This is a genomic window from Nocardia sp. alder85J, assembly GCF_020176955.2.
Taxonomy (GTDB): Bacteria; Actinomycetota; Actinomycetes; order Mycobacteriales; family Mycobacteriaceae; genus Nocardia.
The window spans coordinates 173107-199247 of the sequence record NZ_JAIUCZ020000004.1; the positions used below are offsets into that span (position 1 = coordinate 173107).

Consider the following 26141-nt stretch of genomic DNA (forward strand, 5'->3'; position numbering starts at 1 on the left):
GACTTCGGGAGTACTCATGGAACCGTTCAAGGAGCACAAGGGGATCGGAGTGCCGCTGCGCCGATCCAATGTGGACACCGACCAGATCATCCCCGCGGTGTATCTCAAGCGTGTCACGCGAACAGGATTCGAGGACGGGCTGTTCGCGGCCTGGCGCTCGGATCCGCACTTCATTCTGAACGTGGAGCCTTTCAATCGCGGCTCGGTGCTGGTCGCGGGTACGGATTTCGGGACGGGCTCCTCACGCGAGCACGCCGTATGGGCCCTGATGGACTACGGTTTCCGGGTTGTGATCTCGTCCCGGTTCGCGGACATCTTCCGAGGCAACGCGGGCAAGGGCGGGCTGGTGGCCGCCCAGATGTCACAACATGATGTCGAATTGCTCTGGAAGTTGCTCGAGGAACAGCCCGGTCTCGAATTGATCGTGGACCTCGAGCGGCGCTCTGTGACCGCCGGAACCACCGTGTTGCCGTTCGATATTGACGACTACACCCGGTGGCGGCTGCTGGAGGGACTGGACGACATCGGGCTGACACTCCGCCAGGAAGCGGCCATCGACCGGTTCGAAAAGGCAAGGCCGGGTTGGAAACCGATCACCATTCCGGCGGCTAATTCGCCCGCCTAATCGGTCCCGGTCGTTAGCTGAGAGCTACCAAACCGGGTTGCTGGACGTGTGCCACGCCACATGAAATTTGGCGTGGCACATAGACTCTTGCCCATTGAGGGTTTACCGTGGTACCTAGTCGGTCCGACGACGGGCCATTAGTCTGCGGAGGATTCAATGAACAAGGCGGAACTGATCGACGTTCTGACCGAAAAGTTGGGTACTGACAGGCGCACGGCCACTGCGGCAGTCGAGCAGATTGTCGACACGATCGTGCGCGCGGTGAACAAGGGGCAGAGCGTCACCATCACCGGTTTCGGTGTGTTCGAGCAGCGCAAGCGCGCCGCCCGGGTCGCTCGCAACCCCCGCACCGGCGAAACCGTCAAGGTGAAGCCCACTTCGGTGCCGGCTTTCCGCCCCGGTGCACAGTTCAAGGCGATCATCGCGGGTAAGCAGAAGATCGCGGCGGTCGGCCCCGCCGTCAAACGCGGTGTTGCCGCGCCGGTGTCGGGCGCCGCGAAGAAGACGGCGGCCAAGAAGACCGCCGCCAAGAAGACGGTCGCCAAGAAGACCGTGGCCGCCAAGAAGGTCGCCGCCAAGGCTCCGGCCAAGAAGGCTCCGGTCGCCAAGAAGGTCACGGCCAAGAAGACCGCGCCCGCCAAGAAGACGGTCGTGAAGAAGACCGCCCCGGCCAAGGCCGTGGCGAAGAAGACCGTCACCGCCAAGAAGACGGCCGCCAAGAAGGCCCCGGCGAAGAAGGCCGCTGCGAAGCGGGCACGCTAGGTCTCGATCACGAAACGGCTCCCCAGCCATGATGCCGGGGAGCCGTTTTCGTGTCTCGGGGGTGGTGGGCGCTGTGATCGAATCGCGACTTCCGCTGCGGGCGGGCGTGATTCAGTCGTTATCCGCGCGCAGCGCGCGGTCCAGGTGATCGGCCGCCACCAGTTGCCCGTTCGTGATCGACAGCACCCACAGGCTGCCCTTGTGGTTGCGTGCCGCAGGCAGTGCGAGACCGTCGTTTTCGGCCCAGCGGCGCAGCAGGTCGGGAATCACCTTGCCCTGACTACAGATCACCCGGACCCGGTCCGGCGACACCAGGTACCGGGCCCGCGCCAGCGCCGCCTGCGGCGCCTCCGCGTAACCGGTCTCGGACAGTTGCGGTTCCAGCACGATGCCGCTGCCCAATTCGTGCGCCAGCGGCGCGACCGTCTGGCGGCAGCGCAGCGGTGGCGCCGAGTGCACCTCGGCGGCCCCGAAGGCCCGCAGATTGGCCGTCAGCGCCGCGGCCTGGGCCCGGCCCGCCTTGTCGAGCGGGCGTTGCCAATCCGGTCCGGCGAAACGGTTGCGGCGGCCGGCCTTCGCGTGCCGGACGATCAGCAGGGTGGCCGTCTCCGGTGGCTGCCGCAGGAAGTTGCGCAGGATGTGGCGATCCATCGGATAGGACAGCTCGTCCATCACCCGGTCCACCGGAAACCAGCGCAGTTCGTCGACCTCCGGATTCGCGATGAACTGCCCGCCGGTGGGCTGCGCCGACCAGTAGTCGACCCGCTTCAATTTGCGGTGCCCGGTCACCGGATACGTGACGTGACCGAGATATCGGCCCAGCCGGCACTGCAACCCGGTCTCCTCGCCGACCTCGCGCACCGCCGCCACCATCGGCGTCTCACCGTTGGTCAGCTTGCCCTTCGGCAGCGACCAGTCGTCGTACTTCGGACGGTGCACCACCGCCACCTCGACGGTGCGATCCGGACGATGCCGCCACAGCACACCACCCGCGGCGAGAACGTTGGGGGTGACCCTGCGGTCGGAGAACCAGATGTGTTCGGAAGCTTTTGCGGCCGAACGACTCACGGTTGGTCCGGTCGCCGCAGCCGCATGAGGAATGCCTGATGGTCCCGGATCTGGTCGACCTGCGCGTCCGGCAGCGGGTGGGCCTGCCAGCCGCCGTCGGGCTGGAGCACCCAGCACCGGGTGGACGGGTACAGCGCCGAGTCGAACATCTCGGTCAGCTGATCGGTCAGTTTCGCATCCTTCACCTGGACCATGACCTCGACCCGGCGATCCAGGTTGCGGTGCATCATGTCCGCGCTGCCGATCCAGAACTCGTCCTGGGCCTGGAAGTGCAGTACGCGTGAATGTTCCAGATACCGGCCGAGAATCGAACGCACCTCGATATTCTCGCTCATCCCGGCCACGCCGGGACGCAGTCCGCAGATGCCGCGGACCACGATCTGCACCGGGACCCCGGCCTGGGACGCGCGATAGAGCGCGTCGATGATCTGCTCGTCGACGATCGAGTTGCACTTCAATCGAATTCGGGCCGGCAGGCCCTGCGCGGCCAGTTCCGTCTCGCGCCGGACGCGCTCGACGATGCCGGTCCGCACACTCGACGGCGCCACCAACAGGTTGCGGTAGTTGGCCTTTCGCGAATATCCGGTCAGCGAGTTGAACAGGTCGGTGAGGTCGGCGCCGATCTCCGGTGCCGCGGTGAGCAACCCGATGTCCTCGTACAGCCGCGCGGTCTTCGGGTTGTAGTTGCCGGTGCCGATGTGGCAGTAACGGCGGATGGTCGCACCCTCGCGCCGCACCACCAGACAGGTCTTGCAGTGCGTCTTCAGGCCGATGAGGCCGTAGACCACGTGCACGCCGGCCTGTTCCAGCTGCCGTGCCCACTTGATGTTGGCCTGCTCGTCGAAGCGGGCCTTGATCTCGACCAGCGCCACCACCTGCTTGCCGGCCTCCGCGGCATCGATGAGCGCGTTGACGATGGGGGAGTCGCCGGAGGTGCGGTAGAGCGTCTGCTTGATCGCGAGCACCTGCGGATCGGCCGCGGCCTGCTCGATGAACCGCTGCACGCTGGTGGAGAACGAATCGTAGGGGTGGTGGACCAGCACGTCGCCCTCGCGCAGCGCGGCGAACACGTTGCGCGGGGTCTCGCGTTCCCCGAACGCCGGCGGGGTGGCCGGAACATACGGCGCGTCTTTGAGATTCGGGCGATCCACGCCGTACACCTGCCACAGGCAGGACAGGTCCAGCAGGCCGGGCACCTGGATCACATCACCGGGATCGACATCCAGTTCGCGCAGCAGCAGATCGAGCATGTGCTCGGTCATGTCGTCCGAGACTTCCAGGCGCACCGGGGATCCGAAGCGGCGGCGGGCCAATTCCCGCTCCAGCGCCTGCAACAGGTCCTCGTCGCGGTCCTCGTCCACCTCGAAGTCGGCGTTGCGGGTGATGCGGAACGAATGGTGTTCCACCACATCCATTCCCGGGAACAACTGATCGAGGTGGGCGGCGATCAGATCCTCCATCGGGAGGAAGGCCCGGGTGGTGCCCAGGCCGGTGTCGGCGTCGGCGATGTCGCGGCCGGGCCGCGGCACCGCCACGGTGCCGGGGCGGCGCACCCGCACGAACCGGTCCACGTTGTCGGGCACCTTCACACGGGCGAAATGCTCACCGCCGGTGTCGGAGTCGCGGACGGTGACGGCCAGGTTCAGGCTCAGGCCGCTGATGTAGGGGAACGGGTGGGCGGGGTCGACCGCGAGCGGGGTCAGCACCGGGAACACCTGGTCCTGGAAGTAGCCGGACAGCCGGTGCCGCTCGTCGAGGTCCAGGTCCTGCCAGCCGATCAGGTCGATGCCCTCGGCGGCCAGCGCCGGGCGCACCTGGTCGAGGAAGACGCGGGCGTGCCGCACCGCCAGATCCTGGGTGCGGGCCGCGATCAGGGTCAGCTGTTCGGTGGGCGACAGGCCGTCGGCCGAGCGCACCGACAGGCCCGCTTCGGCGCGGCGCTTGAGCCCCGCGACCCGGACCATGTAGAACTCGTCCAGATTGGACGCGAAGATGGCGAGGAACTTGGCGCGCTCGAGCAGGGGCTCCGATTCCGCCTCCGACAGAGCCAGCACCCGGGCGTTGAAGTCCAGCCAGCTCAGCTCGCGATTCACATAGCGATCCGGCGGCAATTGCTCCGCCGCGAGGGCGGTCGCGGCCGGTGTCGCGGCCGGTGGCGCCACGGGTAGTCGGGGCCGCTGCGGGACGGTTTCCGTATCGCTCACGATCATTCCTAACGACTCACTCCGGCGGTGGCCGAGACGGCACCCGAGTAGACAGCGTACGTCGTCAATCGGGCATATCGCCCCGCGCCCGGCAATTCTTGCCCGCCTGGCAATCATCTAGCAGACATGTGACCTCAGCTGATACTTCCGGATGACATCTTCGCCGACAACGGGTGACCATCCGATATCGTGCAATACCCGCGCGGTGGCCGGGCCCACCCCCAGCGCCTGCGCCGCGGCCAGATCGGCGGCGGTGTCGACGTCCAGCCGCAGGCCGGGCCACTCGCCGGCCAGATCCTTTGCCCCGGAGTCGATGTGACGCCGGGCCGAGCCCGCCCCGAAAAGCGGTGCCAGCGGGGCCGTTCCGTCGCGGACCAGCAGGGCGGTGGTGCCCTCGCCGGCGTGGTCGACCACCAGGGCGCGGCCCCGCGGCGGCGCGGCCAGCAGCACGTCGGTCAACTCCGCCGGTCGCAGTGCCGGTAGATCCGCTTGCAGGGCAAGCAGACTCACCGGGCCGTGGAGCTCGCGCACCGCCGCGGCCGCGGCCGACAGCGCGGTGTTGAGGCCGTCGCGGTCGCCCGGGGTCGCCGGGTCGGGGCGGACCTCCGCGCCGAGCGCGCGCACCGCGGCGGCGACCGTCGGATCGGGGGTCACCACGGTCACCGAGGCCAGGCCCGCGGTGAGGGCGGCGCACACCGTGTCCGAGAGCATCGCGAGCACCAGCACCGACCGGTCGCCGGGCGGCAACCGGTCGGCGAGTCGGCTCTTCGCGTGCTCGAGGTATTTCACCGCGATCACGGCGTGGACGGCTTCCGGGCACATGTGACCCATCGTCCCATCGGTAACCGACACCGGCCTCGAGACCCCTGCCACGGGTGGCATAGTGGCCTGGTGACAAGGGCGGCAGTGATGGGTGCGGGGTCGTGGGGCACCGCGTTCGCGAAGGTGTTGTACGACGCGGGCACCGAGGTGACGATGTGGGCGCGGCGGCCGGAGGTGGCCAAGGCGCTGGCCACCGAGCACCACAATCCCGGCTACCTGCCGGAGGTCGACCTCGACGGAATCGACGCCACCGACGACCATCGGGTGGCCCTGGCCGGCGCCGACATCGTGGTGCTGGCGGTGCCGTCACAGACCTTGCGGGTCAATCTGGGCTGCTGGCGGGACGCGGTGGAGCCGGACTCCACGCTGCTCAGCCTGGCGAAGGGGATCGAGACCGGCACCCTGCTGCGGATGAGCCAGGTGATCGCCGAGGTCACCGGCGCCGATGTGGGGCGGGTGGCGGTGCTGTCCGGGCCGAACCTCGCTCGCGAGATCGCCGCCCGGCAGCCGGCCGCGTCGGTGGTCGCCTGCGCCGACGCTGCCCGCGCCGAGGCCGTGCAGCACGCCTGCGCCGGCAACTACTTCCGGCCCTACACCAACACCGACGTGATCGGCTGCGAGATCGGCGGCGCCTGCAAGAACGTGATCGCCCTGGCCTGCGGGATCGCCGCCGGAATGGGGCTCGGCGACAACTCGATCGCCAGCATCATCACCCGGGGACTGGCGGAGATCATGCGGCTGGGGTCGGCGCTGGGCGCGAACCCGGTGACGCTGGCCGGGCTGGCCGGGGTCGGCGACCTGGTCGCCACCTGCACCTCACCGCTGTCGCGCAACCGGTCCTTCGGGCAGGTGCTCGGCGCCGGCGGGGCGATGGAGGCGGCGCAGCAGGCCACCCACGGGCAGGTCGCCGAGGGGGTCAAATCCTGCACCTCGATCCGCACGCTGGCCGAACGGCACGGCGTCGAGATGCCGCTGACCAGCGCCGTCCACCAGGTGTGCCACGAGGGCGCGTCGGTGGCGGACATGGTCGGCTGGCTGCTCGGGCGGCGGATCAAACCCGAGTAGCCCGCATCGGATCGGGCGCGAATGGGACGTTCGGCGCGCCACGACCGATTCCCCGACCTGAACTCCAGGTACGGTTCAGGGCATGAGTGAGCGGATCCGGGTGGCCGTGATTTTCGGCGGTCGTAGCAGCGAGCACACCGTGTCGTGCGTATCGGCGGGCAATGTGCTGCGCAGCCTGGACCCGGAGCGCTTCGAGGTGGTGCAGATCGGCATCACCCGCGACGGCGCCTGGGTACTCAGCGGATCCGATCCCCGGGAGCTGGTCATCTCCGAACGCAGCCTGCCGTCGGTCGACCACACCGGCACCGCGCTGACGCTGACCGCGGATCCGGGCAGTTCCGGCGCCGCGCTGGTGCCGCTGGACCGGCTCGAGGGCGGTCTCGCGGCGGCCGGGCTCGGCGCGGTCGACGTGGTGTTCCCGGTGCTGCACGGCCCCTACGGCGAGGACGGCACCCTACAGGGGCTGCTGGAACTCGTGGGCGTGCCCTACGTCGGGCCGGGTGTGCTGGCCAGTGCGGCCGGGATGGACAAGGAGTTCATGAAGAAGCTGCTGGCCGTCGACAGGCTGCCGATCGGCGACTACGTGGTGCTGCGCCCCGGCGCCGCCACTCTCGCCACGGCGGACCGGCAGCGGCTCGGGCTGCCGGTGTTCGTCAAACCGGCGCGCGGCGGCTCCTCCATCGGCATCACCAAGGTGGACGACTGGGCCGGGCTCGACGCCGCCATCGCCGAGGCGCGGCGGCACGATCCGAAGGTGATCGTGGAGGCCGCGGTGCTCGGGCGCGAGGTGGAATGCGGGGTGCTGGAGTATCCGGACGGCCGGGTCGAGGCCAGCATGATCTCCGAGATCCGGATGCCGGACGCGGACACCGCGGCCGATCCCGCCGCGGCCCCGGCGTTCTACGACTTCGAGACCAAATACCTGGACGACGTCTGCGAATTCGACATCCCCGCCAAACTCGACGACGACCTGACCGCGCAGATCCGGGAACTGGCCGTACAGGCCTTCACCGCGCTGGACTGCCAGGGCCTGGCCCGGGTCGACTTCTTCGTCACCGAATCCGGGCCGATCCTCAACGAGATCAACACCATGCCGGGGTTCACCTCCATCTCGCAGTACCCGCGGATGTGGGAGGCCACCGGTATCGACAACCGCGCCCTGGTCACCACCTTGATCGACACCGCTCTGGCCCGCGGTACCGGCCTGCGGTAGGCCGTGTTCGACAGGTGTTTCGTCGCGGCATCGCCGGCACGAAACACGGGTGGTCGTCGGCTGGGCGCGGCGCGCGTACCCTCGGTGCGGTGATTGTCGCGATGACGATTCCCGGTCTGGCCCTGCTGATCATCGCCGTGTCGTGCGCGGAGGTCGCCTATCGGCGGGTCACCGGGCGGGCGGCGCTGCCCTGGATGCGCGAACAGGACGGTCGCGGCGCCTCGGCCATCGGGTTCGAGCAGTTCGACGCGATGTTCAACGCGGCCAAGCGGCACGAGTTCGAGCAGCGGCAGGCGGTGCTCATGCACCGGGAGGATCCGGGCGCCGATGAGCCCGGCGGCGTGGACATCGATCTGCGGGCGGGGCGGGCGCGGTTGCGGGCCGACTGAGCACGACCGGCACGCTGCCACCGCACAGTCCGAGCGGGCGTGCACCTGGCGTCTTTTCGGAGTCGAGTCGGGATGCGGATCGACCGGCTCCCGATTCGGCGACGCCGCGGAGTTCGACCACTGAATCGGACCCGGCCGGAGGTGATTCGACCGGGCCGACGTGCGATCGATCCCGGGCGGTTCGGTTCAGTTCGGGAGCGGGCCCGGGTCTATCTGCTGCGCGGGCAACACTTTCGCGATCGTGTCGGAGACCTCCTGTAACGGGGTCGGACCGGCGTGATCGGGCAGGGTGAGCGCGATGTAGGTGCCGCGGTCGACGGCGAAGTAGGTGCCCGAGCTGGCGTTGGCGGTGCGGTCGCGCAGTTCGAACCAGGTGACGCCGTCGACGATCTGGAGTGCGGCGGCCTTGTCGAATTCCTGCGGACGGTCCAGGCCGCAGCGCAGCACGATCGCATCGCCGCCGTCGGCGGGCTGCCAGGCCACGGTGGCCGGGGGCGCGGGCTGGGCCAACTCCGCGCGGTCGTAGCCGCCGAGCGCGCCGGGCAGCGCCGGGAGCAGGGTGGTGCAGGCGGGGCCGGTGGCGGCGGGCGCGGACACCGAACCGAGCGCCAGCGGCTCGCGGGCCGGATGCTGTCGCGCGAGCACGGCCACCACCAGCACGCCGACGATCAGCGCGACCGGCAGCGCGACGGCGGTGGCGATCAGCGCGGGTGATCGCTGCGGTGCGGGGACGGGTGTGCTGTCACCGGAGGCGGGATCGGCGGAGGAGCCCGGGGCGGCGCCGGAGGGTGTTTCGCTCACGGTGGTACTGCTGGAGGACGCTTCGGTGGCGCCGTCGCGCTTCGCGGCCGTGATCTCGCGGGGTCCGGCGTCGGTGGCCGAGGGTAGCCCGGCGTTCGTGGTGGCGGTCTTGCGGGGTTCGGCGTCGGTGGCCGAGAGCAGCCCGGCGTTCGTGGTGGCATCGCCGGTCTCGGCCTGCGCGGTGGTGGTGCCGTCCGGGGCAGCGTTGCCGGAGCGGGAGTCAGCGGTGGTGGAGTCGCCGAGGGCGGCGTCGGCGTCGGACGTCGGGCCGATCGCGTTGGTCGGCTGCTCCGTATCGCTGCTCATCCGGTGATTCGTCTCCACATGTGTCGGGGCCGCGCGTCGGGGCGACGCGGGGAACTACCGGGTCCGAGGGTAGCGAACGCGGCGCGCGCGGTTGCGCGCGTGCCGACCGTGCGATGCGGCGGCGGACGGCGATCACGGTAGCGTCGTGCGGTCGACCCGGCCCCGGCAGGGGATCGGGCCAGGAGAGGAGCAGGTCATCACCGACAGCAGCCCGCGTTCGGTGCGCGAACTCGGGGAGTTCGCGCTCATCGCGCGCATGAACGCCGGTCGCACCCAGGGGCCGGGGGTGTTGCTGGGGCCCGGCGACGACGCCGCGATCCTCGCGGCGCCCGCCGGGCGCTACGTCGTCACCACCGACATGCTGGTGCAGGACCGGCATTTCCGGCTGGACTGGTCCGCTCCGGCCGAGATCGGCGCCAAGGCGATCGCGCAGAACGCCGCCGACGTGGTCGCGATGGGGGCCCGGCCGGTCGCGTTCCTGGTCGCGCTGGGCTGCCCGGCGGAGCTGCCGGTCGACGTGGTGGACGGGCTGGTCGACGGCATGTGGGCCGAGGCCGCGCGGGCGGGTGGATCGATCGCGGGTGGGGATGTGGTGCGCAGCCCGCTGCTGGTGCTCTCGATCACCGCGTTCGGCGATCCGCTGTTGCGGCCGCCGGTGCTGCGGTCGGGGGCGCGGGCCGGCGATGTCGTCGCGGTGGCGGGGCGGCCCGGGTGGTCCGCGGCCGGGCTGGCGGTGTTGCTCGCCGGGGTCGATCGTGACGAGTACGCGGATGTCGTTGCCGCGCATCGGGTTCCGCGGCCGCCGTACGAGGCGGTGCTGACCCTGCCGGTGGCGGTGGAGATCTCGGCGCTGACCGACGTTTCGGACGGGCTGCTCGCCGATCTCGGGCATATCGCCGAATCCTCCGGTGTCGCCATCGATCTGGACTCCGACGCATTGCGCGACCCGGCGCTGGAACCGGCGGCGCGAGCGCTGGGGGCCGATCCGCTGGACTGGGTGCTGGCCGGCGGCGAGGATCACTGCTTCGCCGCCACTTTCCGTGCGGGACTTGATCTTCCGCCGGGCTGGGTCCAGATCGGGCGGGTCGGCGGCGGGGCCGGGGTCACCGTCGACGGGGCGCCGCGGGCCGGATCGGCGGGCTGGGAGTCGTTCACGTCGGGGTGAGCGGGCGGTTGTCGGTGGGCCGCGATATGTTTTCCGCCCATGGGAGCAAAACCATTGCCGGAGATCATCGATACCGGCTGGGCCGAGGCGCTGGAGCCGGTCAACGACCGCATTGCCGAGATGGGCGAGTTCTTACGCACCGAGAACGCCGCCGGGCGTGGTTACCTTCCCAAGGGCGACAACATCCTGCGGGCCTTCCATCGGCCGTTCGACAAGGTGCGGGTGCTGATCGTCGGCCAGGATCCGTACCCCACCCCGGGCCACGCGATGGGCCTGAGTTTCTCGGTGGCCCCCGAGGTTTCGCCCGTTCCTCGCAGTCTTGCCAACATATTCTCGGAATATTCCAAGGATCTCGGATATCCGACTCCTACCTGCGGTGATCTGTCCCCATGGTCGGATCAGGGTGTGCTGATGCTGAACCGGGTGCTGACGGTGCAGCCGGGGCAGCCGGCGTCGCATCGCGGCAAGGGCTGGGAGGCGGTGACGGAGCAGGCGATTCGCGCGCTCGTAGCCCGTGACCAGCCGATGGTCGCAATCCTGTGGGGCCGTGACGCTTCGACCTTGAAGCCGATGCTGGGCACTGTTCCGTATCTCGAATCCGCCCATCCGTCACCGTTGTCCGCCTCTCGCGGTTTCTTCGGATCGAAGCCGTTCTCCCGAACCAACGAGTTGCTCGGTACATTGGGGGCCGCCCCGGTCGATTGGCGGTTGCCGTGATCGGGTGACGAGGTTCGAGCGAGTCAGGAGAAGATGCATGCAGATGAAGTCCGTGCGGACAGCCGTGCTCAGCGTCGCTGCCGGAGCGGCGATCCTTGGCACACCCGCGGTGGCAGGAGCCGCACCGGTGCCGTTGACACCGGCCACAACCGACACCGCGGAGTCCGCCGCACCCGTGGTGGCGCTGTACGACCCGGAGACGGGCTCATCGTCCATCTCGTCGGGCGTCACGTCACGGTTCGTGTGCCTCTTCCAGAGCATCAGCGCCGCGGGCGGCTTGGACTGCATCAACGGCAGCAACTGAGCGTCGCACCATACGGACCTGCGGGGCGAGGGTGAACTCCTCGACCTTGCGGGTGCCGTCGAGTTCGAAATCGTATTTGCGGTAGAAGGTCTGGGCGCGCGGATTCTCCTCGAACACCCACAGGGAGGTATCCGTGCCGGGGTCGAGGACCGCGCGCATCAGATCGTGGGCGACGCCCGTGCCGTGCTGGGCGGCGCGGACGTACATCGCGCCGAGTTCCGCCGGCGCGGCCGGCGGATTGTCGCGCGCCGGGAACACCGAGGCGAATCCGAGGGCGGTGGCCGGGCCGGCGACCGCCACGACGGTGGTTCCGGTGGGCCGCAGGCGGGTCCGCTGCCATTGCTCGGTGCGGCGATCGAGGTCGAACGCGTCGAGGACGTGCTGCGGGACGAGATTGCGGTACGCCTCACGCCAGCAGGTGATGTGGCATTCGGCCAGGCTGCGGATCAGGTCGGGCCCCGCCTCGGCGAGCGCGACCAGCCGCCAGGTCTCGGTCATGGAATGTGCCCCCGGGCTACCGTGCCGACGACGAAGCCCCGGTCACCCCCATGACGGGGAATGACCGGGGCGTCGGAGATTCTTTCGTTCGCCGGAGGTCAGCGCATCAGCGCGGGCATCCGGCCGGGTGCGGCACTCAGCCCCGAACGACCTTGCCGGCCTTCAGGCAGGAGGTGCACACGTTGGTGCGGCGGGTGTTACCCGGCGCGACCTGCGCACGAACGGTCTGAATGTTCGGGTTCCAGCGACGGTTGGTGCGCCGGTGCGAGTGCGAAACCGACTTACCGAAGCCGGGGCCCTTGCCGCAGACGTCGCAGACGGCAGCCATAGTCGCGAGCTCCTTCATGTCATGTGGGACAGCTGTCGGTACGACAGCCTGTCCGGAAACCTTATCGTCAATGCCCGCCGACGAAACCACCGGCACCCGCAGCCGCTCTCCGCCAGGAAAGAACATGGCCGCGTCAGGCAACCTCGCAAGGGTAGCCGCCGCCCGTCTCCGCTGTCCAATCGCGGGTTCCCGGGCCCGTCGGCAGGGTATTGCGCACATCGGTACCCGCCCTCGGCCCGGCGACCTCCGGCACATCCCGTTCGTGTCGGTACGGGCGACTACGCTGGCGGGCGAGTACGGCTGGTACAAGGGCAGGCGCCGGAAGCGACCTGCGCGACGACCATCGGACATGGTGGAAGGACGGTGACGGTTGCCCGGGGTCCGGGATGCGCTCGACGGTGCGGCGCTCGTGCGGTGGGGACAGCTCTGCCTGGACGGCCTGGAACGGCACCGTGACGAGATCAACGCGCTGAACGTGTTCCCGGTACCGGATGCCGACACCGGCACCAATCTGCTGTCCACCATGCGCGCGGCCGTCGCCGGGGGTGCTGCGGTGCTGGAAGCGGAGCGCGCGGCGGGCGAGCCTGCCGGCCGCGACGATACGGGGACCACGTCGAGCGGCCGACCGGCGGGAACCTCCGGCATCGCTCGGAGCGAGCGTGCCGACAGCGCCGAGGCCGGCAACGCTGTCACGCTCGGAAATGCGCGGCGGGTAGGTGCCACCGCGAGCGAACAGGGCCACGGTGTACCGCCGGTGACGTGGAGCGGGTCGGATGATGCTGCCGGCGATGCACGACCGGCTGGGAGCGGGGCGGATCGTGTTGCTGACGGTGTCCGGCCCGTGGCGAGGGGTGAGTCGGATCGTGCTGAGCACGGGGTACGGCCCGTGGGGCGCGACGAGCCGGACCGTGTGTCCGACGGCGAGTCGATCGGCGGCGGCCGAGGTCGGGAGGCGGTGACTGCCGAGGTGGTGACTGCGGACGTGGACACCGTCGACGCAGCGTCGGTGAACGCGCCGGACCACGAGGTCCGGGACGGGGTCGCCGGTACGGTGGCCGCGGCGATGGCGCGGGCGGCGACGCTGGGCGCCCGGGGGAATTCCGGGATCATTCTGTCGCAGGTGTTGCGTGGGTTCGGCGATGCGGCCGCGAGTGGCTCGCTCGGCGCCGAGGAGTTGCGAATCGCGTTGCGCCGCGCGGGAATTCTGGTGCGTGAGGGGTTGAGCGATCCCATCGAGGGGACCATGCTGACCGTGCTCGACGCCGCGGCGCACCGGGCCGCGGAGTGTGCGCAGGGTGCGTCGCTCGGTGAGGTGGCGACCGCCGCGGCGGACGGGGCCGCCAAGGCGTTGGGGGAGACACCGTCGCAGCTGGATGTACTGCGCACCGCTGGGGTGGTGGACGCCGGGGCCAGGGGTCTGCTGGTGCTGCTGGACGGTCTGGTCGCCCTCACCACCGGGCAGCAGACGGTCCGGCCGCGCTACCGGTCGGGGGCGGATGCGCGCCGGTCCGGCAGCGGTGCCGCCTCGGACCTGTGGCGGTCCGGGACCAGCGGTGGCGGCGTTGCGCCGGGCATTCCGTCGTTCAGGTCTGCCGGTCGTGGCGTTGTGCCGGATACGCAGCGGTCCCGGACGGCCGATAGCGATGGTGCGTCGGGGATTCCGTCGTTCGGGTCCACCGGCAGTGGTGTTGTGCCGGATACGCGGTCCGGGACGGCCGGTAGCGATGTTGTGCCGGACATGCGGACGTCCGGGTCGAACGGCGCCGGTATCTCGGGCGATCACTCGATCGGAGGGACCGGGCCGTCCGGCGCGGTCGGGAGCGGTCGCCCGGAGGGTGCTCGGGTACCCGGGCCGGAGGTGGCGAGTGCCGTTGCCGATGGTGCGGGTGAGTGTGCGATCCGGGCGGACGGGCCGGTCGCCCACGATGCGCGACCACCGGTGGACGGAGCGGGTGGCACGGCCCCGCAATACGAGGTGATGTACGTGCTGTCGGGCACCGATGCGGGGCTGATCGCGGGGTTGCGGTGGGAGTTGGCGCGGCTCGGTGACTCCGTGGTGGTGGTCGGCGACGGGGCGGGGAGCTGGTCGGCGCATGTGCACACTGCCGATGCGGGTGCCGCCGTCGAGGCCGGGCTGCGTGCCGGGGAGCTGCGCGGTATCCGGATCGAGGGGCTGGAGTCGGGGCCGGTGGCGTTCGACGGGGCCGATCGGGGCATTCTGACGGTGGCGTTCGGGGCGGGGGCGGCGCAGTTGTTCGAGGATGCGGGGGCGGTGGTGCTCGACGGCGACGTGACCGCCGACGCGCTGCTGGCCGCCATTCGCGCGATGCCGCATCGGGAGGTGCTGGTGCTGGCCAACGGGGCGTTGCCCGCGCCCGAACTGGTCACGGTGAGCGTGGCCGCGCGCGGGACCGAATCCGTGCAGCCGCGGCGGGAGGTGCTGATGCTGCCCAGCGGTTCGATGGTGCAGGGGCTGGCGGCGCTGGCGGTGCACGATGCGCAGCGCACCGCCGTCGACGACGTGTTCGCGATGTCCGAGGCCGCCGCCGCGACCCGCTGGGGAGCGGTGCGGGTGGCCGCCGAGCGGGCACTGACCATCGTGGGCACCTGTGCGCGCGGTGACGGGCTCGGCCTGGTCGGCCACGATGTGGTCGTCATCGACCCGGATGTCCGGGTGGCGGCCCGCACCCTGCTGGACCGGATGCTGGGGCTGGGCGGCGAACTGGTCACCCTGCTGGTGGGCGTCGACTCCCCCGAGGGGCTGGGCGACGAACTGACCGAGCACATCACGGCGACCTTCCCGGGTGTGGAGGTCGTCGTCTACGACGGCGGGCAGCCGGTGGACCTCATCCAGATCGGGGTGGAATAGACCGATGGCGACACTGCGGGACCGGCTCGACCACGTGCTGGGCACGAAGGCGTCCGACCAGCTGGCCGAATCCTTCGACATGACTACCGTCGAGGATCTGCTGCGCCACTATCCGGTGCGCTACGCCACCCAGGGGCAGCCGCTGGCCGAGGACGCGCCCGAGGAGGGCGCGCACATCACGGTGATCGGCACGGTCACCAAGACCGAACTGAAGCCGATGAAGCAGCGTCGCGGCCGATTACTACGGGTGGAGCTCGACACCGGCGCCGGGAAGCCGATCGAGATCACGTTCTTCAACGGCGACAAGGTGAACTACCTGGTCAAACAGGGAGTCCGGGCGATGATGTCCGGGACGGTGCACTATTGGCGGCCGGATCGGTGGAACCTGTCGCATCCGTCGTATCTGATCCTGCCGGAGGCGGGGGAATCGGTGGAGAGCCTCACCGCCGTGCGCGGCGGCGGGAGCCTGCGCGGACTGGCCGAGAGTGCCAAAGGCGCCGAGGGCGTGGACATCTCGTTCTTCGAGCGGGAGTACATCCCGGTCTATCCGGCGACCGCGAAGGTGCAGAGCTGGGATCTGCTGGCCTGCGTGCGCCAGGTGCTCGACCAGCTCGATCCGATCGACGATCCGCTGCCGGCCGACCTGCGCGACGATCGCGGCCTGATGGCGGTCTCGGACGCGCTGCGGCTGATCCATCTGCCGGAGGGCAAGTCCGATATCGAAGAGGCCAGGGAGCGTTTGCGTTTCGACGAGGCGCTGGCCCTGCAACTGGTGCTGGCGGAGCGCCGGCACGAGGCGGGCGGCCGCGTCGCGAAGCCGTGCCCGCCCCGGACCGGCGGCATCGCAACCGATTTCGAGAAGCGGCTGCCGTTCGAGCTGACCGCGGGGCAGCAGCGGGTGATCGGCGAGATCTCCGCCGACCTGTCCCGGCCGCATCCGATGCACCGGCTGCTCCAGGGCGAGGTCGGTTCGGGGAAAACCGTCGTCGCTCTGCACGCCATGGTGCAGGTGGTGGACGCGGGCCAGCAGTGCGCGCTGCTGGCGCCGACGGAAGTGCTGGCGGCCCAGCACTATCGGTCGCTGCGCGGGATGCTCGGCGAACTCGGCGCCGGTGGTGAACTCGGCGCCGCCGAGCACGCCACCAAGGTCGTGCTGGTCACCGGCTCGATGTCGGTGAAGGAGAAGAAGGCCGCGCTGCTGGACGCGATGACCGGTGAGGCGGGCATCGTCATCGGCACCCATGCGCTGATCCAGGACAACGTCGAATTCCACGATCTGGGCATGGTGATCGTCGACGAGCAGCACCGGTTCGGGGTGGAACAGCGGGACGCGTTGCGCGCCAAGGCACGCGACGGTGCGAGCCCGCATCTGCTGGTGATGACCGCGACCCCGATCCCGCGCACCATCGCGATGACCACCCTCGGCGACCTGGAGACCTCCACACTCACCGAACTGCCGCGCGGCCGCTCCCCGATCAGCACCAAAGTCGTTCCCGCCAAGCAACATCCGAGCTGGGTGGACCGGGCCTGGGAGCGGATCCGGGAGGAGGTCGATGCCGGCCGGCAGGCCTATGTGGTGTGCTCGCGCATCGGCGACGGCGAGGAGGAGGGCGCGAAGGGCAAGTCCCGCAAGGGCAGAGCGGCGGAGGAGAAGGAGGGGCCGACCACCCACGCCGCCGTCGACGTCTACGAGACGCTGCGCGCGGGCGCGCTGGCCGGGCTCCGGGTCGGCCTGCTGCACGGCCGGCTGCCGTCCGATGAGAAGGATCGCGTGATGCAGGCGTTCAACGCCGGCGAGGTGGATGTGCTGATCTGCACCACCGTCGTCGAGGTGGGGGTGGACGTCCCGAACGCGACGGTGATGGTGATCGTCGACGCGGATCGCTTCGGTGTCAGCCAGTTGCATCAGCTGCGCGGCCGGGTCGGGCGTGGCAAACATCCCGGACTCTGCCTGCTGATCACCGAATCCTCCGCGATGGGCACCGCCATGGCCCGGCTGGAGGCGGTGGCGGGCACGCTCGACGGATTCGAACTGTCCGTGCTCGATCTGCGCCAGCGCCGCGAAGGCGATGTGCTCGGCTCGGCCCAGTCCGGCACGGCCCGCAGCCTGCGACTGCTGTCGCTGCTGGACGATCTGGAGGTCATCACCGCCGCCCAGGACGTGGCGCGCGATCTGGTGGCCACCGATCCCGGCTTGGCCCGGCACCCCGGCCTGGCCACCATGATGCACGCCGCCGTCGACGCCGAACGGCTGGAGTACCTGGCCAAGTCGTGAGGCTGTCACTTGTCGCACCCCGGCTGGATTCGCGCGGCATGACCGGGATTGCCGCGGTGATCGGCCCGGCGCCGGGCGAAACGACGCCGCGTGCGACACCGGCGACCGGAGACAGAAGTGGTGTGCCGGGCCGCCGGATACCGCGGTGGCGCGCGTGACGACGGGATACAAAAGTGGTGTGCGGTGCCTGGATACTGTGGCGGCTGGTGCACCGGATGCCCCTGCGGGGACGCGGTGCGGTCCGGGCCGCTGCGGGGTGTCGGATGCTCCGTAGCGGTGACATCGTCGTGGGAGGAGATTCCGGTGGTAGCGATCGATGTCGGGTGGCGGGGCAGAGTTGTACCGCCGGTGTGGTTTTCGCGAGTTGCGTGGCAAGGGGCCGGTGGGGTGCCGCCGACCACATTGGTGCTGGTCGGGATGGTCAGTACCCAGGTGGGGGCGGCGGTCGCGGAGGAGCTGTTCGCGGTGACCGGGCCGGTGGGTGCGGTGGGGCTGCGGTTGTCGTTCGCGGGGGTGGTGTTGCTGGTGCTGTGGCGGCGGTCGCTGCGAGTGGGCTGGCGGGCCCTGCCGGCGGTGCTCGGCTACGGCGCGGTGCTGACGTCGATGAACACCATCTTCTACCTTGCGCTGGACCGGATTCCGCTGGGGATGGCGGTCACCCTCGAATTCCTGGGGCCGCTGGCGGTGGCGCTGGCCGGGTCGCGGCGCTGGTTCGATCCGGTGTGGGCGGTGCTGGCCGGCGCCGGTGTGCTGTTGCTGATGCGGTCGGACGGTCCGGTGGTGTGGACCGGGGTCGTGTTCGCCGTCGCCGCGGGCGCGTGCTGGGCCGGGTACATCCTGGCGACTGCGAAGCTGGGCGAGAAGACCAGTGGCGGTGGTGGTCTGGCGCTGGCCATGGCGCTCGGCGGACTGGTGACGCCGCCGCCGGGCCCGCCTTGCTGCGCCCGTCCGTGCTGGCCGCCGGTTTCGGGGTGGCCGTGCTGTCGTCGGTGTTGCCGTATTCGGTGGAACTCGAAGCGCTGCGGCGGATTCCGCCGCGGGTGTTCGGCATTCTGATGAGTCTGGAGCCGGCGGTGGCCGCCGGGGCGGGGCTGGCGGTGCTCGGTCAGCCGATGGGCGTCGTGCAGTGGGCGGGTATCGGCTGTGTGGTCGCCGCGTCCGTGGGAGCTACCCGCACGGCCCGCTGAACGGCCGCTCGCGGTTCGGCGGTGTGTTCGACCGCGTCTCACCGGGCCCGAACCGGTCGGCGCGATCTCGCCGCGCCGAAAGGGGCTGCTGCCTCGGTGCGGCCGCTCACCGCACGGTGTGCGGATACGGCAGGTCGATCGAGGTGTTCTCGGCGACGGCCAGGGGGCGGCCGATCTGGGGGAAGGCGCGTTGCTGGCAGGAGGAGCGCTCGCAGACCTTGCAGCCGGCGCCGATCGGGACCACCGCGGCCGGATCGTCGAGTTGCAGGCCCTTGGAATAGGCGAGGCGGTCGGCGTATTCGATGTCGCAGCCCAGGCCGACGGCGAATTCCTTGCTCGCCGTGCCGAATGCGTGCGGGGCCGGGTTGGTGGTGCGGGCGATCCACAGGTAGCGGCGGCCGTCGGGCATGGCCGCCACCTGGGTGAGGATGCGGCCCGGATTGGCGAACGCCTCGTGCACCACCCACAGCGGGCAGCTGCCGCCGACGCGGGAGAAGTGGAATGCGGTGGCGGACTGGCGTTTCGAAATGTTGCCCGCGCGGTCGGTGCGGACGAAGAAGAACGGCACCCCGCGCTGACCCTGCCGTTGCAGGGTGCTCAGCCGGTGGCAGACGGTCTCGAAACCGACCTCGAAGCGCAGGCCGAGCAGGTCGATGTCGTAGTGCAACTCCTCGGCGGAACGGAGGAACCGGCCGTACGGCAGCACCAGGGCGCCCGCGAAATAGTTGGCCAGGCCCACGCGGGCGAGCGAGCGGGATTCGCCGGTCAGCGACGGAGTCTCGTTGAGCACCTCGTCGAGTTGCGGGCCGTACAGCAGGAAGGCGAGGGTGGTGGCGATCTGGAAGGCGCGCTGGCCGGGTCGCAGCCGGCGGGCCAGGGTGAGGGTGCGGGTCTCCGGCTCGTAGTGGCGCTTCGGGATGGCCGGATCGGCGCCGTCGCCGCGCACCAGCACGGTGACGCCTGCCCGCTCCTCGGCGATGCGGGCGAGCTGGCGGTCCAGCGAGCCGATCGACAGCCCGCCCTCCTCGAACAACCGCTCGGCGGCGTGGTCGAGTGGGGCGATGTGGTTGTGGTGGTCGTAGAAGAAGTCCCGGACGTCCTCGTACGGCATCGGCACCCCGGGTGCGCCGGTGGGCGTGGCGACCTTCGACGACAGCAGGTCGAGCTGGTCGGTCGCGGCGCGCAGGCGGCGGTGCATGGCCACGATGGTCTTGGCGACCTCGGGCAGGCGGGTGGCCAGATCCTCCACCTCGGCCGCGGGTGGTGCGGTGCCACCGGCGGCCTCCACCAGCACCTCGTGCAGGTCGGACACCAGCCGCGCGTCGGAGTCGGCGGCGAAGAACTGGACGTCCAGATCGAAGGTCGAGTTCAGCTTGAGCAGGACCGGAATGGTGAGCGGACGCTGATCACGTTCCAGTTGGTTGAGATAGCTGGGCGACAGGTCGAGACTCTTGGCCAGGGCGGCCTGCGTCATTCGCCGCTCCTCGCGCAACCGCCGCAGCCGGGCACCCGCATACATCTTGCGCACGCGAAGATGCTACCCAAAAGTCTTCGCAAACATTGCAATTCTGCTCGCACATGGCCAAAAACATCTGCTGTCCCACAGCTTTCTGTGTTCCGCGCGCTCTGTGTAGTGTGCGAAGCCGGAACGGTGTGGCGTGCGTCTCACCCCTGTGACGTGGGAGTGTAGCCGGTGGTTCAGCGCATTTCCGGTAAACCGTGTCCACCGATTAGCTGCGTGCGCGGGCCGACCGCCGGGCCCGGACGCGGGGCTTCTGCGTCCGAGCGCACCCACCGTCCGGGTACCTTGGACCAATGTTCTCCAAAGTTCTGGTCGCCAACCGTGGGGAAATCGCGATTCGCGCCTTCCGCGCCGCCTACGAGCTGGGCATCGGCACCGTGGCCGTGTTCCCGTACGAAGACCGCAACTCCGTACACCGGCTGAAGGCCGACGAGTCGTACCAGATCGGCACCCCGGGGCATCCGGTGCGCGCCTACCTGTCGATCTCGGAGATTCTCGCCGCGGCGACTTCGGCCGGTGCGGACGCGATTTATCCGGGGTATGGGTTCTTGTCGGAGAATCCGGATCTGGCGGCGGCGTGTGTGGAGGCGGGGATCACGTTCATCGGTCCGTCGGCGTCGGTGCTGGAGTTGACGGGGAACAAGGCGCGGGCGATCGCGGCGGCGCGGGTGGCGGGGTTGCCGGTGCTGGATTCTTGTGCGCCGTCGGCGGTGGTGGGGGAGTTGCTGGTGGCGTCGGAGGGGTTGGAGTTCCCGGTGTTCGTGAAGGCCGTCGCGGGTGGTGGTGGTCGGGGGATGCGGCGGGTGTCTGATCGTGGGCATTTGCGGGAGTCGGTGGAGGCGGCGATGCGGGAGGCGGAGTCGGCGTTCGGGGATCCGACGGTGTTCCTGGAGCGGGCGGTGGTGAATCCGCGGCATGTCGAGGTGCAGATCCTGGCCGATGGTCGGGGGAATGTGATGCATTTGTTCGAGCGGGATTGTTCGTTGCAGCGGCGGCATCAGAAGGTGATCGAGTTGGCGCCGGCGCCGAATCTGGATCCGGTGGTGCGGGATCGGATGTGTGCGGATGCGGTGGCGTTTGCGCGTGAGATCGGTTACAGCTGTGCGGGTACGGTGGAGTTTTTGCTGGATGAGCGTGGGAATCATGTGTTCATCGAGATGAATCCGCGGATTCAGGTGGAGCATACGGTGACCGAGGAGATCACCGATGTGGATTTGGTGCAGGCGCAGATGCGGATCGCGGCGGGGGAGTCGCTTTCGGATCTGGGGTTGAGTCAGGAGTCGGTGCGGATTCGGGGTGCGGCGTTGCAGTGCCGGATCACGACGGAGGATCCGGCGAACGGGTTCCGTCCCGATACCGGCCGGATCACCGGGTACCGCAGCCCCGGCGGGGCAGGTATCCGCCTCGACGGCGGGGCCGCGGTGGGTGCCGAGGTCGGCGCCTATTTCGATTCCATGCTGGTGAAACTCACCTGTCGTGGTCGTGATTTCGCCACCGCGGTGGCACGGGCGCGCCGGTCGGTGGCCGAATTCCGTATCCGCGGCGTCTCCACGAACATCCCGTTCCTTCAGGCGGTGCTGGACGACCCCGATTTCCAGGCCGGTCGGGTGACCACGTCGTTCATCGAGGAACGGCCGCAGTTGCTGACCCAGCGCGGTTCGGCCGACCGCGGCACGAAGATCCTGCGTTACCTCGCGGACGTCACGGTGAACAAGCCACACGGTGAACGTCCCACCGCCTTGTACCCGCACGACAAGTTGCCCGCGATCGATCTGACGGTCCCACCGCCGCCGGGATCGCGGCAGCGGTTGCTCACGTTGGGGCCCACCGGTTTTGCGCGTGCGTTGCGTGCGCAGGATGCGGTGGGGGTGACGGATACGACGTTTCGTGATGCGCATCAGTCGTTGTTGGCGACGCGGGTGCGGACGAATGGGTTGTTGCAGGTGGCTGGGCATGTGGCGCGGTTGACGCCGGGGTTGTTGTCGTTGGAGTGCTGGGGTGGGGCGACTTATGATGTGGCGTTGCGGTTTTTGTTCGAGGATCCGTGGGAGCGGTTGGCGGCGTTGCGGGAGGCGGTGCCGAATATTTGTTTGCAGATGTTGTTGCGGGGTCGTAATACTGTGGGGTATACGCCGTATCCGGAGCAGGTGACGCGGGCGTTTGTCCGGGAGGCTACCGGTACGGGGGTCGATATTTTCCGGATCTTCGATGCGTTGAACAATGTGGATCAGATGCGTCCGGCGATCGATGCGGTGCTGGAGACGGGTACGGCGGTGGCGGAGGTGGCGTTGTCGTATACCGGTGATCTGTCGGATCCGGGTGAGGATCTGTATACGCTCGACTATTACCTGAAGCTGGCGGAGCAGGTGGTGGATGCGGGTGCGCATGTGCTGGCGATCAAGGATATGGCGGGGTTGTTGCGGGTTCCGGCGGCGCATGCGCTGGTGACGGCGTTGCGCCGGAATTTCGATGTGCCGGTGCATGTGCATACTCATGACACGCCTGGTGGTCAATTGGCGGCGTATGTGGCGGCGTGGCAGGCGGGTGCGGATGCTGTCGATGGTGCCAGTGCGCCGATGGCGGGGACGACCAGTCAGCCGGCGTTGTCGGCGATTGTGGCCGCGGCGGCGCATTCTCGGTTCGATACGGGCTTGGATTTGCAGGGTGTGTGTGATCTGGAGCCGTATTGGGAGGCGTTGCGGAGGGTGTATGGCCCGTTCGAGTCGGGTTTGCCGGGTCCGACGGGCCGGGTGTATCGGCATGAGATTCCTGGTGGTCAGTTGTCGAATTTGCGGCAGCAGGCGATCGCGTTGGGGCTTGGTGACCGGTTCGAGGAGGTGGAGGCGAAGTATGCGGCGGCGGATAGGTTGCTGGGCCGGTTGGTGAAGGTGACGCCGTCGTCGAAGGTGGTGGGTGATCTGGCGTTGTCGTTGGTGGGTAGTGGTGTGGATATCGGGGATTTCGCGGCGGAGCCTGCGCGGTTCGATATTCCGGATTCGGTGATCGGTTTCCTGCGTGGTGAGCTCGGTACTCCGGCGGGTGGGTGGCCGGAGCCGTTCCGGACTCGTGCGCTGGAAGGACGCGGCCCCGCCAAACCCGAAACCCCGTTGAGCGTGGACGATGCTGCTGCCCTGGAGGGTTCGTCACGGCAGCGGCAGGAAACGCTGAACCGTTTGCTGTTCCCCGGCCCGACGGCCGAATTCCTCGCGCACCGCGAGAAGTTCGGTGATACGTCGGGTCTGTCGGCGAATCAGTTCTTCTACGGTCTGCGTCACGGTGAGGAGCATCGTGTCCAGCTGGAGAAGGGTGTGACGCTGCTGATCGGCCTGGAAGCCATCTCCGAACCCGACGATCGCGGGATGCGCACCGTCATGTGCATCCTCAACGGTCAGCTGCGGCCCATCACCGTGCGTGATCGTTCGGTGGCCAGCGAGATCCCGACCGCCGAGAAGGCGGACCGCGGCAATTCGGGCCATGTCGCCGCACCCTTCGCGGGTGTCGTCACGCTGACGGTCACCGAGGGTGAGACCGTCTCCGCGGGCGACACCATCGGCACCATCGAGGCCATGAAGATGGAGGCCGCCATCACCGCTCCGCGCGCGGGCACGGTGCGGCGGGTCGCGATCGGCCGCGTGCAGCAGGTCGAAGGCGGTGACCTCCTGATCGATCTGCGTCCGAACGAAGTCGCGGCGGAGTGACCCGGATCGTCGCAGGTGCGGTCGGGGGCCGGCGGTTGCGGGTGCCCCCGGCGGGCACCCGCCCCACCTCGGATCGGGTGCGGGAGGCGCTGTTCAGCCTCCTGACCGCACGCCTGGATTTCGACGGCATCCGGGTGCTGGACCTCTACGCGGGCTCCGGCGCGCTCGGCCTCGAGGCGCTGTCCCGTGGGGCCTCGCACGCGCTGCTGGTGGAATCGGATCGGAAGGCCGCCGTCGTGGTGCGCGGCAATATCGCCGATCTGGGCCTGACCGGTGCGGAACTACGGCTCGGCACGGTCGGATCGGTGCTCGCCACCGCCCCGGCACAACGTTACGACCTGGTGCTCTCGGATCCGCCGTATGCGCTGTCCGGGGACGAGGTGGCCGCCGACCTCACCGCGCTCGCCGACCGCGACTGGCTGCACCCCGGGGCGCTGGTGATCGTGGAGCGCGCCACCCGATCCCCGGAAACGCGCTGGCCCGCAGCCTGTTCCGCCGAGAAATCGCGGCGCTACGGCGAAACCCGCATCGATATCGCCGAATTCACGCCCTGAACGGTCGGCCGCCGTGCCCGGACCGTGGGCCGGGCGCCACGGAAACGGATGGGGCTCAGCCGTTTCGCTCGGCCAGGCGGGCCAGCAGCTGCTTGTGCACCGACGGCGGCAGCATGTCGGTGACGTCGCCGCCGAAGGTGGCGACCTCCTTCACCAGCGAGCTGGACAGATAACTGAACGCCGGATTGGTGGCGAGGAAGTAGGTGTCGACGCCGGAGAGCTTCTTGTTCATCTGCGCCATCTGCAACTCGTAACCGAAATCGGTGGCGTCGCGCAGCCCCTTGACGATGGCGTTGATGCCCTGCTCCTTGGCGAAGTTCACCAGCAGCCCGTGCCAGGATTCGACCCGCACATTGGGCAGGTCGGAGGTGGCCTCGCGCAGCATGTCCATCCGCTCCTCGACGGTGAACATGCCCTGCTTGCTCTTGTTGATCATCACCGTGACGACGATTTCGTCGAACTGGGCCGCGGCGCGGGTGATCACGTCGAGATGCCCGTTGGTCACCGGGTCGAACGAACCAGGACACAGTGCTCCAGCCATGTTCGCACGCTAACAGGCCCGTTTCCGTGGCCGGACAGCGCCACCCGGCGCGAGCAATCCGGTCGCACCCGACACCGATCGCCGCCCGGGCCGCTGTGCAGCGACCGACCGGTTCGCAGCCGGCTCCAGGTGGTGACCGACCGTTCGCGGGTACCTCGCCGGCGGTGACCGATCTCACCGGCCGCACCCACCGTGACAGCGGGTGCGGCCGGACCGATTCACAGGGTGTGGACGACGATCGGTTTCGGGTCGGGCAGGCCGGTCCGGCGGATCCAGCCGTCGGGGCGGGCCCGTTGCCCGGCGGACAGCAGTGCCTGGCGGACCCGGGTGGCCACCTCGCCGCCGGGCAGGTCGTCCCAGGTCCAGCGCACCACCTGGAAGCCGTTGTCGCGCAGGGCGTCCGCACGTCGCTGCTCGAGCAGTACCACCTCGGCCGGATCGTCGCCGGAGCGCAGCAGGCGGCCGTGCCGGGCCCGGCCGTCGAACTCGCCGAGGACGCCGCTGTTGCCGAACCAGAAGTCGACCCGGCCCAGCGAGGTGCCCTGTGAGGTGAACACCTCACCCTGCGACTGCGGCACCGGGACGCCGAGTCGCCGGAACATGACCCGGCTGCGGGATTCGCCGACGCTCGCGCAGTGCGGGTCGAGGAAGCGGATCACGTGCCGGGCCGGATGCACGCCGTGCCGGTGCTTCGCGGCCTCCAACTCGGCCTCCAGTTCGTCCGCGGTGACGCCGTAGGTGCGGACCAGCGCGTCGCCGGCGACCACCGCGGCCTCGAACGGCACCGTGCGGGCCACGTCGACGATGGTGCGCGCGGGGGTGGTCAGCCGCAGGCCCGCCACCTCGGCCACCGCCTCCACCGGCGCGCAGTGCACCTTGAGATCGGGTTTGATCCGGCCGCCGTTGCGCCGGTTGCGGGTCACGCACACCCGCGGCAGCAACTGGTCCCACACCGGTGCGCCGTAGACGACCGCCGCCGACTGATGGCTGAGGATGGCGTCGCCGGACAGATTGGCGACCACCGCCGCGATCAGGATGCGATGCCGGTCGGCCGCGCCGAGGCCCGCGAAACCCACCCGATCCGTATAGGCGCCGCGACGCAGCCGATACCAGCGCCCGCCGACGCACATCCGGCGGATCTCCTCGTCGGTGATACCGCTGCGGACCACGTCCCGCCGGCGGCGGATCCCCGCATCCGAGGTGCGAAATCTCTGACAATGCTCCAAGA

Annotated in this window: 22 protein-coding genes; 13 read left to right on the forward strand and 9 right to left on the reverse strand. The window is 69.4% G+C overall.

The window, feature by feature from the left end; genetic code table 11:
• Nucleotides 1-16 precede the first annotated feature (16 nt).
• On the forward strand, nt 17-625 hold the full coding sequence (leuD, locus tag LBW94_RS16765) for a 3-isopropylmalate dehydratase small subunit (RefSeq protein WP_225061846.1): 609 nt from the start codon (nt 17-19) through the stop codon (nt 623-625).
• Nucleotides 626-781: 156 nt separating this feature from the next.
• Nucleotides 782-1387 (forward strand): HU family DNA-binding protein, encoded by a 606-nt coding sequence (locus LBW94_RS16770; protein ID WP_225061845.1) that lies wholly within the window; start codon nt 782-784, stop codon nt 1385-1387.
• Between the two features lie 111 nt (nt 1388-1498).
• Here LBW94_RS16770 and LBW94_RS16775 read toward each other — a convergent pair whose 3' ends face one another.
• The 3 genes from LBW94_RS16775 to cofC all read right to left on the reverse strand — a co-directional run bounded on the left by LBW94_RS16775 (nt 1499) and on the right by cofC (nt 5481).
• A complete protein-coding gene (locus LBW94_RS16775; protein ID WP_416276904.1) occupies nt 1499-2455 on the reverse strand; it encodes an NUDIX hydrolase in 957 nt (318 codons plus the stop codon).
• On the reverse strand, nt 2452-4665 hold the full coding sequence (locus tag LBW94_RS16780; RefSeq protein WP_225061844.1) for an RNA degradosome polyphosphate kinase: 2214 nt from the start codon (nt 4663-4665) through the stop codon (nt 2452-2454). Before LBW94_RS16780 ends, LBW94_RS16775 begins: the two co-directional genes overlap by 4 nt.
• A gap of 111 nt (nt 4666-4776) precedes the next feature.
• Nucleotides 4777-5481, reverse strand: a complete 705-nt coding sequence (gene cofC, locus LBW94_RS16785; protein WP_225061843.1) for a 2-phospho-L-lactate guanylyltransferase — start codon at nt 5479-5481, stop codon at nt 4777-4779.
• A 69-nt stretch (nt 5482-5550) separates the two neighbouring features.
• Here cofC and LBW94_RS16790 point away from each other — a divergent pair, with 69 nt between their 5' ends.
• From LBW94_RS16790 to LBW94_RS16800, 3 genes are all read left to right on the forward strand, one after another.
• Entirely contained in the window at nt 5551-6546 is a 996-nt protein-coding gene (locus tag LBW94_RS16790) for an NAD(P)H-dependent glycerol-3-phosphate dehydrogenase (RefSeq protein WP_225061842.1), read from the forward strand.
• Between the two features lie 82 nt (nt 6547-6628).
• A complete protein-coding gene (locus tag LBW94_RS16795; RefSeq protein ID WP_225061841.1) occupies nt 6629-7759 on the forward strand; it encodes a D-alanine--D-alanine ligase family protein in 1131 nt (376 codons plus the stop codon).
• A gap of 89 nt (nt 7760-7848) precedes the next feature.
• Complete coding sequence (locus LBW94_RS16800) at nt 7849-8148, forward strand: DUF6191 domain-containing protein (protein WP_225061840.1); 300 nt, start codon at nt 7849-7851, stop codon at nt 8146-8148.
• 186 nt (nt 8149-8334) lie between these two features.
• On the opposite strand, the gene LBW94_RS16805 is transcribed toward LBW94_RS16800, so the two are convergent.
• Entirely contained in the window at nt 8335-9255 is a 921-nt protein-coding gene (locus tag LBW94_RS16805) for a DUF3515 domain-containing protein (RefSeq protein ID WP_225061839.1), read from the reverse strand.
• Nucleotides 9256-9451: 196 nt separating this feature from the next.
• Here LBW94_RS16805 and LBW94_RS16810 point away from each other — a divergent pair, with 196 nt between their 5' ends.
• Entirely contained in the window at nt 9452-10420 is a 969-nt protein-coding gene (locus tag LBW94_RS16810; protein ID WP_266271552.1) for a thiamine-phosphate kinase, read from the forward strand.
• A 39-nt stretch (nt 10421-10459) separates the two neighbouring features.
• Entirely contained in the window at nt 10460-11137 is a 678-nt protein-coding gene (locus LBW94_RS16815; protein ID WP_225061838.1) for a uracil-DNA glycosylase, read from the forward strand.
• A 232-nt stretch (nt 11138-11369) separates the two neighbouring features.
• On the opposite strand, the gene LBW94_RS16820 is transcribed toward LBW94_RS16815, so the two are convergent.
• Both LBW94_RS16820 and rpmB read right to left on the reverse strand, forming a co-directional pair.
• Nucleotides 11370-11939: a GNAT family N-acetyltransferase gene (locus LBW94_RS16820; protein ID WP_225061837.1), complete on the reverse strand. Its 570-nt coding sequence runs from the start codon at nt 11937-11939 to the stop codon at nt 11370-11372.
• A 136-nt stretch (nt 11940-12075) separates the two neighbouring features.
• The gene (gene rpmB, locus LBW94_RS16825; RefSeq protein WP_026343524.1) at nt 12076-12267 is read right to left on the reverse strand and encodes a 50S ribosomal protein L28; all 192 of its coding nucleotides are present in this window, start codon (nt 12265-12267) and stop codon (nt 12076-12078) included.
• 370 nt (nt 12268-12637) lie between these two features.
• On the opposite strand from rpmB, the gene LBW94_RS16830 reads away from it, so the two are divergent.
• From LBW94_RS16830 to LBW94_RS16845, 4 genes are all read left to right on the forward strand, one after another.
• Nucleotides 12638-15136, forward strand: a complete 2499-nt coding sequence (locus LBW94_RS16830) for a DAK2 domain-containing protein (RefSeq protein ID WP_225061836.1) — start codon at nt 12638-12640, stop codon at nt 15134-15136.
• A gap of 4 nt (nt 15137-15140) precedes the next feature.
• Nucleotides 15141-17411, forward strand: coding sequence for an ATP-dependent DNA helicase RecG (gene recG / locus LBW94_RS16835; RefSeq protein ID WP_225061835.1), 2271 nt, complete (start codon nt 15141-15143; stop codon nt 17409-17411).
• 387 nt (nt 17412-17798) lie between these two features.
• A complete protein-coding gene (locus LBW94_RS16840) occupies nt 17799-18467 on the forward strand; it encodes an EamA family transporter (RefSeq protein WP_225061834.1) in 669 nt (222 codons plus the stop codon).
• Complete coding sequence (locus LBW94_RS16845) at nt 18401-18598, forward strand: EamA family transporter (protein WP_323137879.1); 198 nt, start codon at nt 18401-18403, stop codon at nt 18596-18598. The genes LBW94_RS16840 and LBW94_RS16845 overlap by 67 nt, the downstream gene beginning before the upstream one ends.
• Before the next feature lie 106 nt (nt 18599-18704).
• Here the strand turns inward: LBW94_RS16845 and LBW94_RS16850 are convergent, their stop codons facing one another.
• On the reverse strand, nt 18705-20126 hold the full coding sequence (locus tag LBW94_RS16850; RefSeq protein WP_225061832.1) for a short-chain fatty acyl-CoA regulator family protein: 1422 nt from the start codon (nt 20124-20126) through the stop codon (nt 18705-18707).
• Between the two features lie 287 nt (nt 20127-20413).
• On the opposite strand from LBW94_RS16850, the gene LBW94_RS16855 reads away from it, so the two are divergent.
• Nucleotides 20414-23818 (forward strand): pyruvate carboxylase, encoded by a 3405-nt coding sequence (locus LBW94_RS16855; protein WP_266271321.1) that lies wholly within the window; start codon nt 20414-20416, stop codon nt 23816-23818.
• The gene (gene rsmD, locus LBW94_RS16860) at nt 23815-24372 is read left to right on the forward strand and encodes a 16S rRNA (guanine(966)-N(2))-methyltransferase RsmD (protein WP_225057679.1); all 558 of its coding nucleotides are present in this window, start codon (nt 23815-23817) and stop codon (nt 24370-24372) included. Before LBW94_RS16855 ends, rsmD begins: the two co-directional genes overlap by 4 nt.
• Before the next feature lie 55 nt (nt 24373-24427).
• On the opposite strand, the gene coaD is transcribed toward rsmD, so the two are convergent.
• Together coaD and LBW94_RS16870 are read right to left on the reverse strand one after the other, a co-directional pair.
• Nucleotides 24428-24913: a pantetheine-phosphate adenylyltransferase gene (gene coaD, locus LBW94_RS16865; RefSeq protein WP_225057678.1), complete on the reverse strand. Its 486-nt coding sequence runs from the start codon at nt 24911-24913 to the stop codon at nt 24428-24430.
• Between the two features lie 218 nt (nt 24914-25131).
• Nucleotides 25132-26139: a type IV toxin-antitoxin system AbiEi family antitoxin domain-containing protein gene (locus LBW94_RS16870; RefSeq protein ID WP_225057677.1), complete on the reverse strand. Its 1008-nt coding sequence runs from the start codon at nt 26137-26139 to the stop codon at nt 25132-25134.
• Nucleotides 26140-26141: the final 2 nt, after the last annotated feature.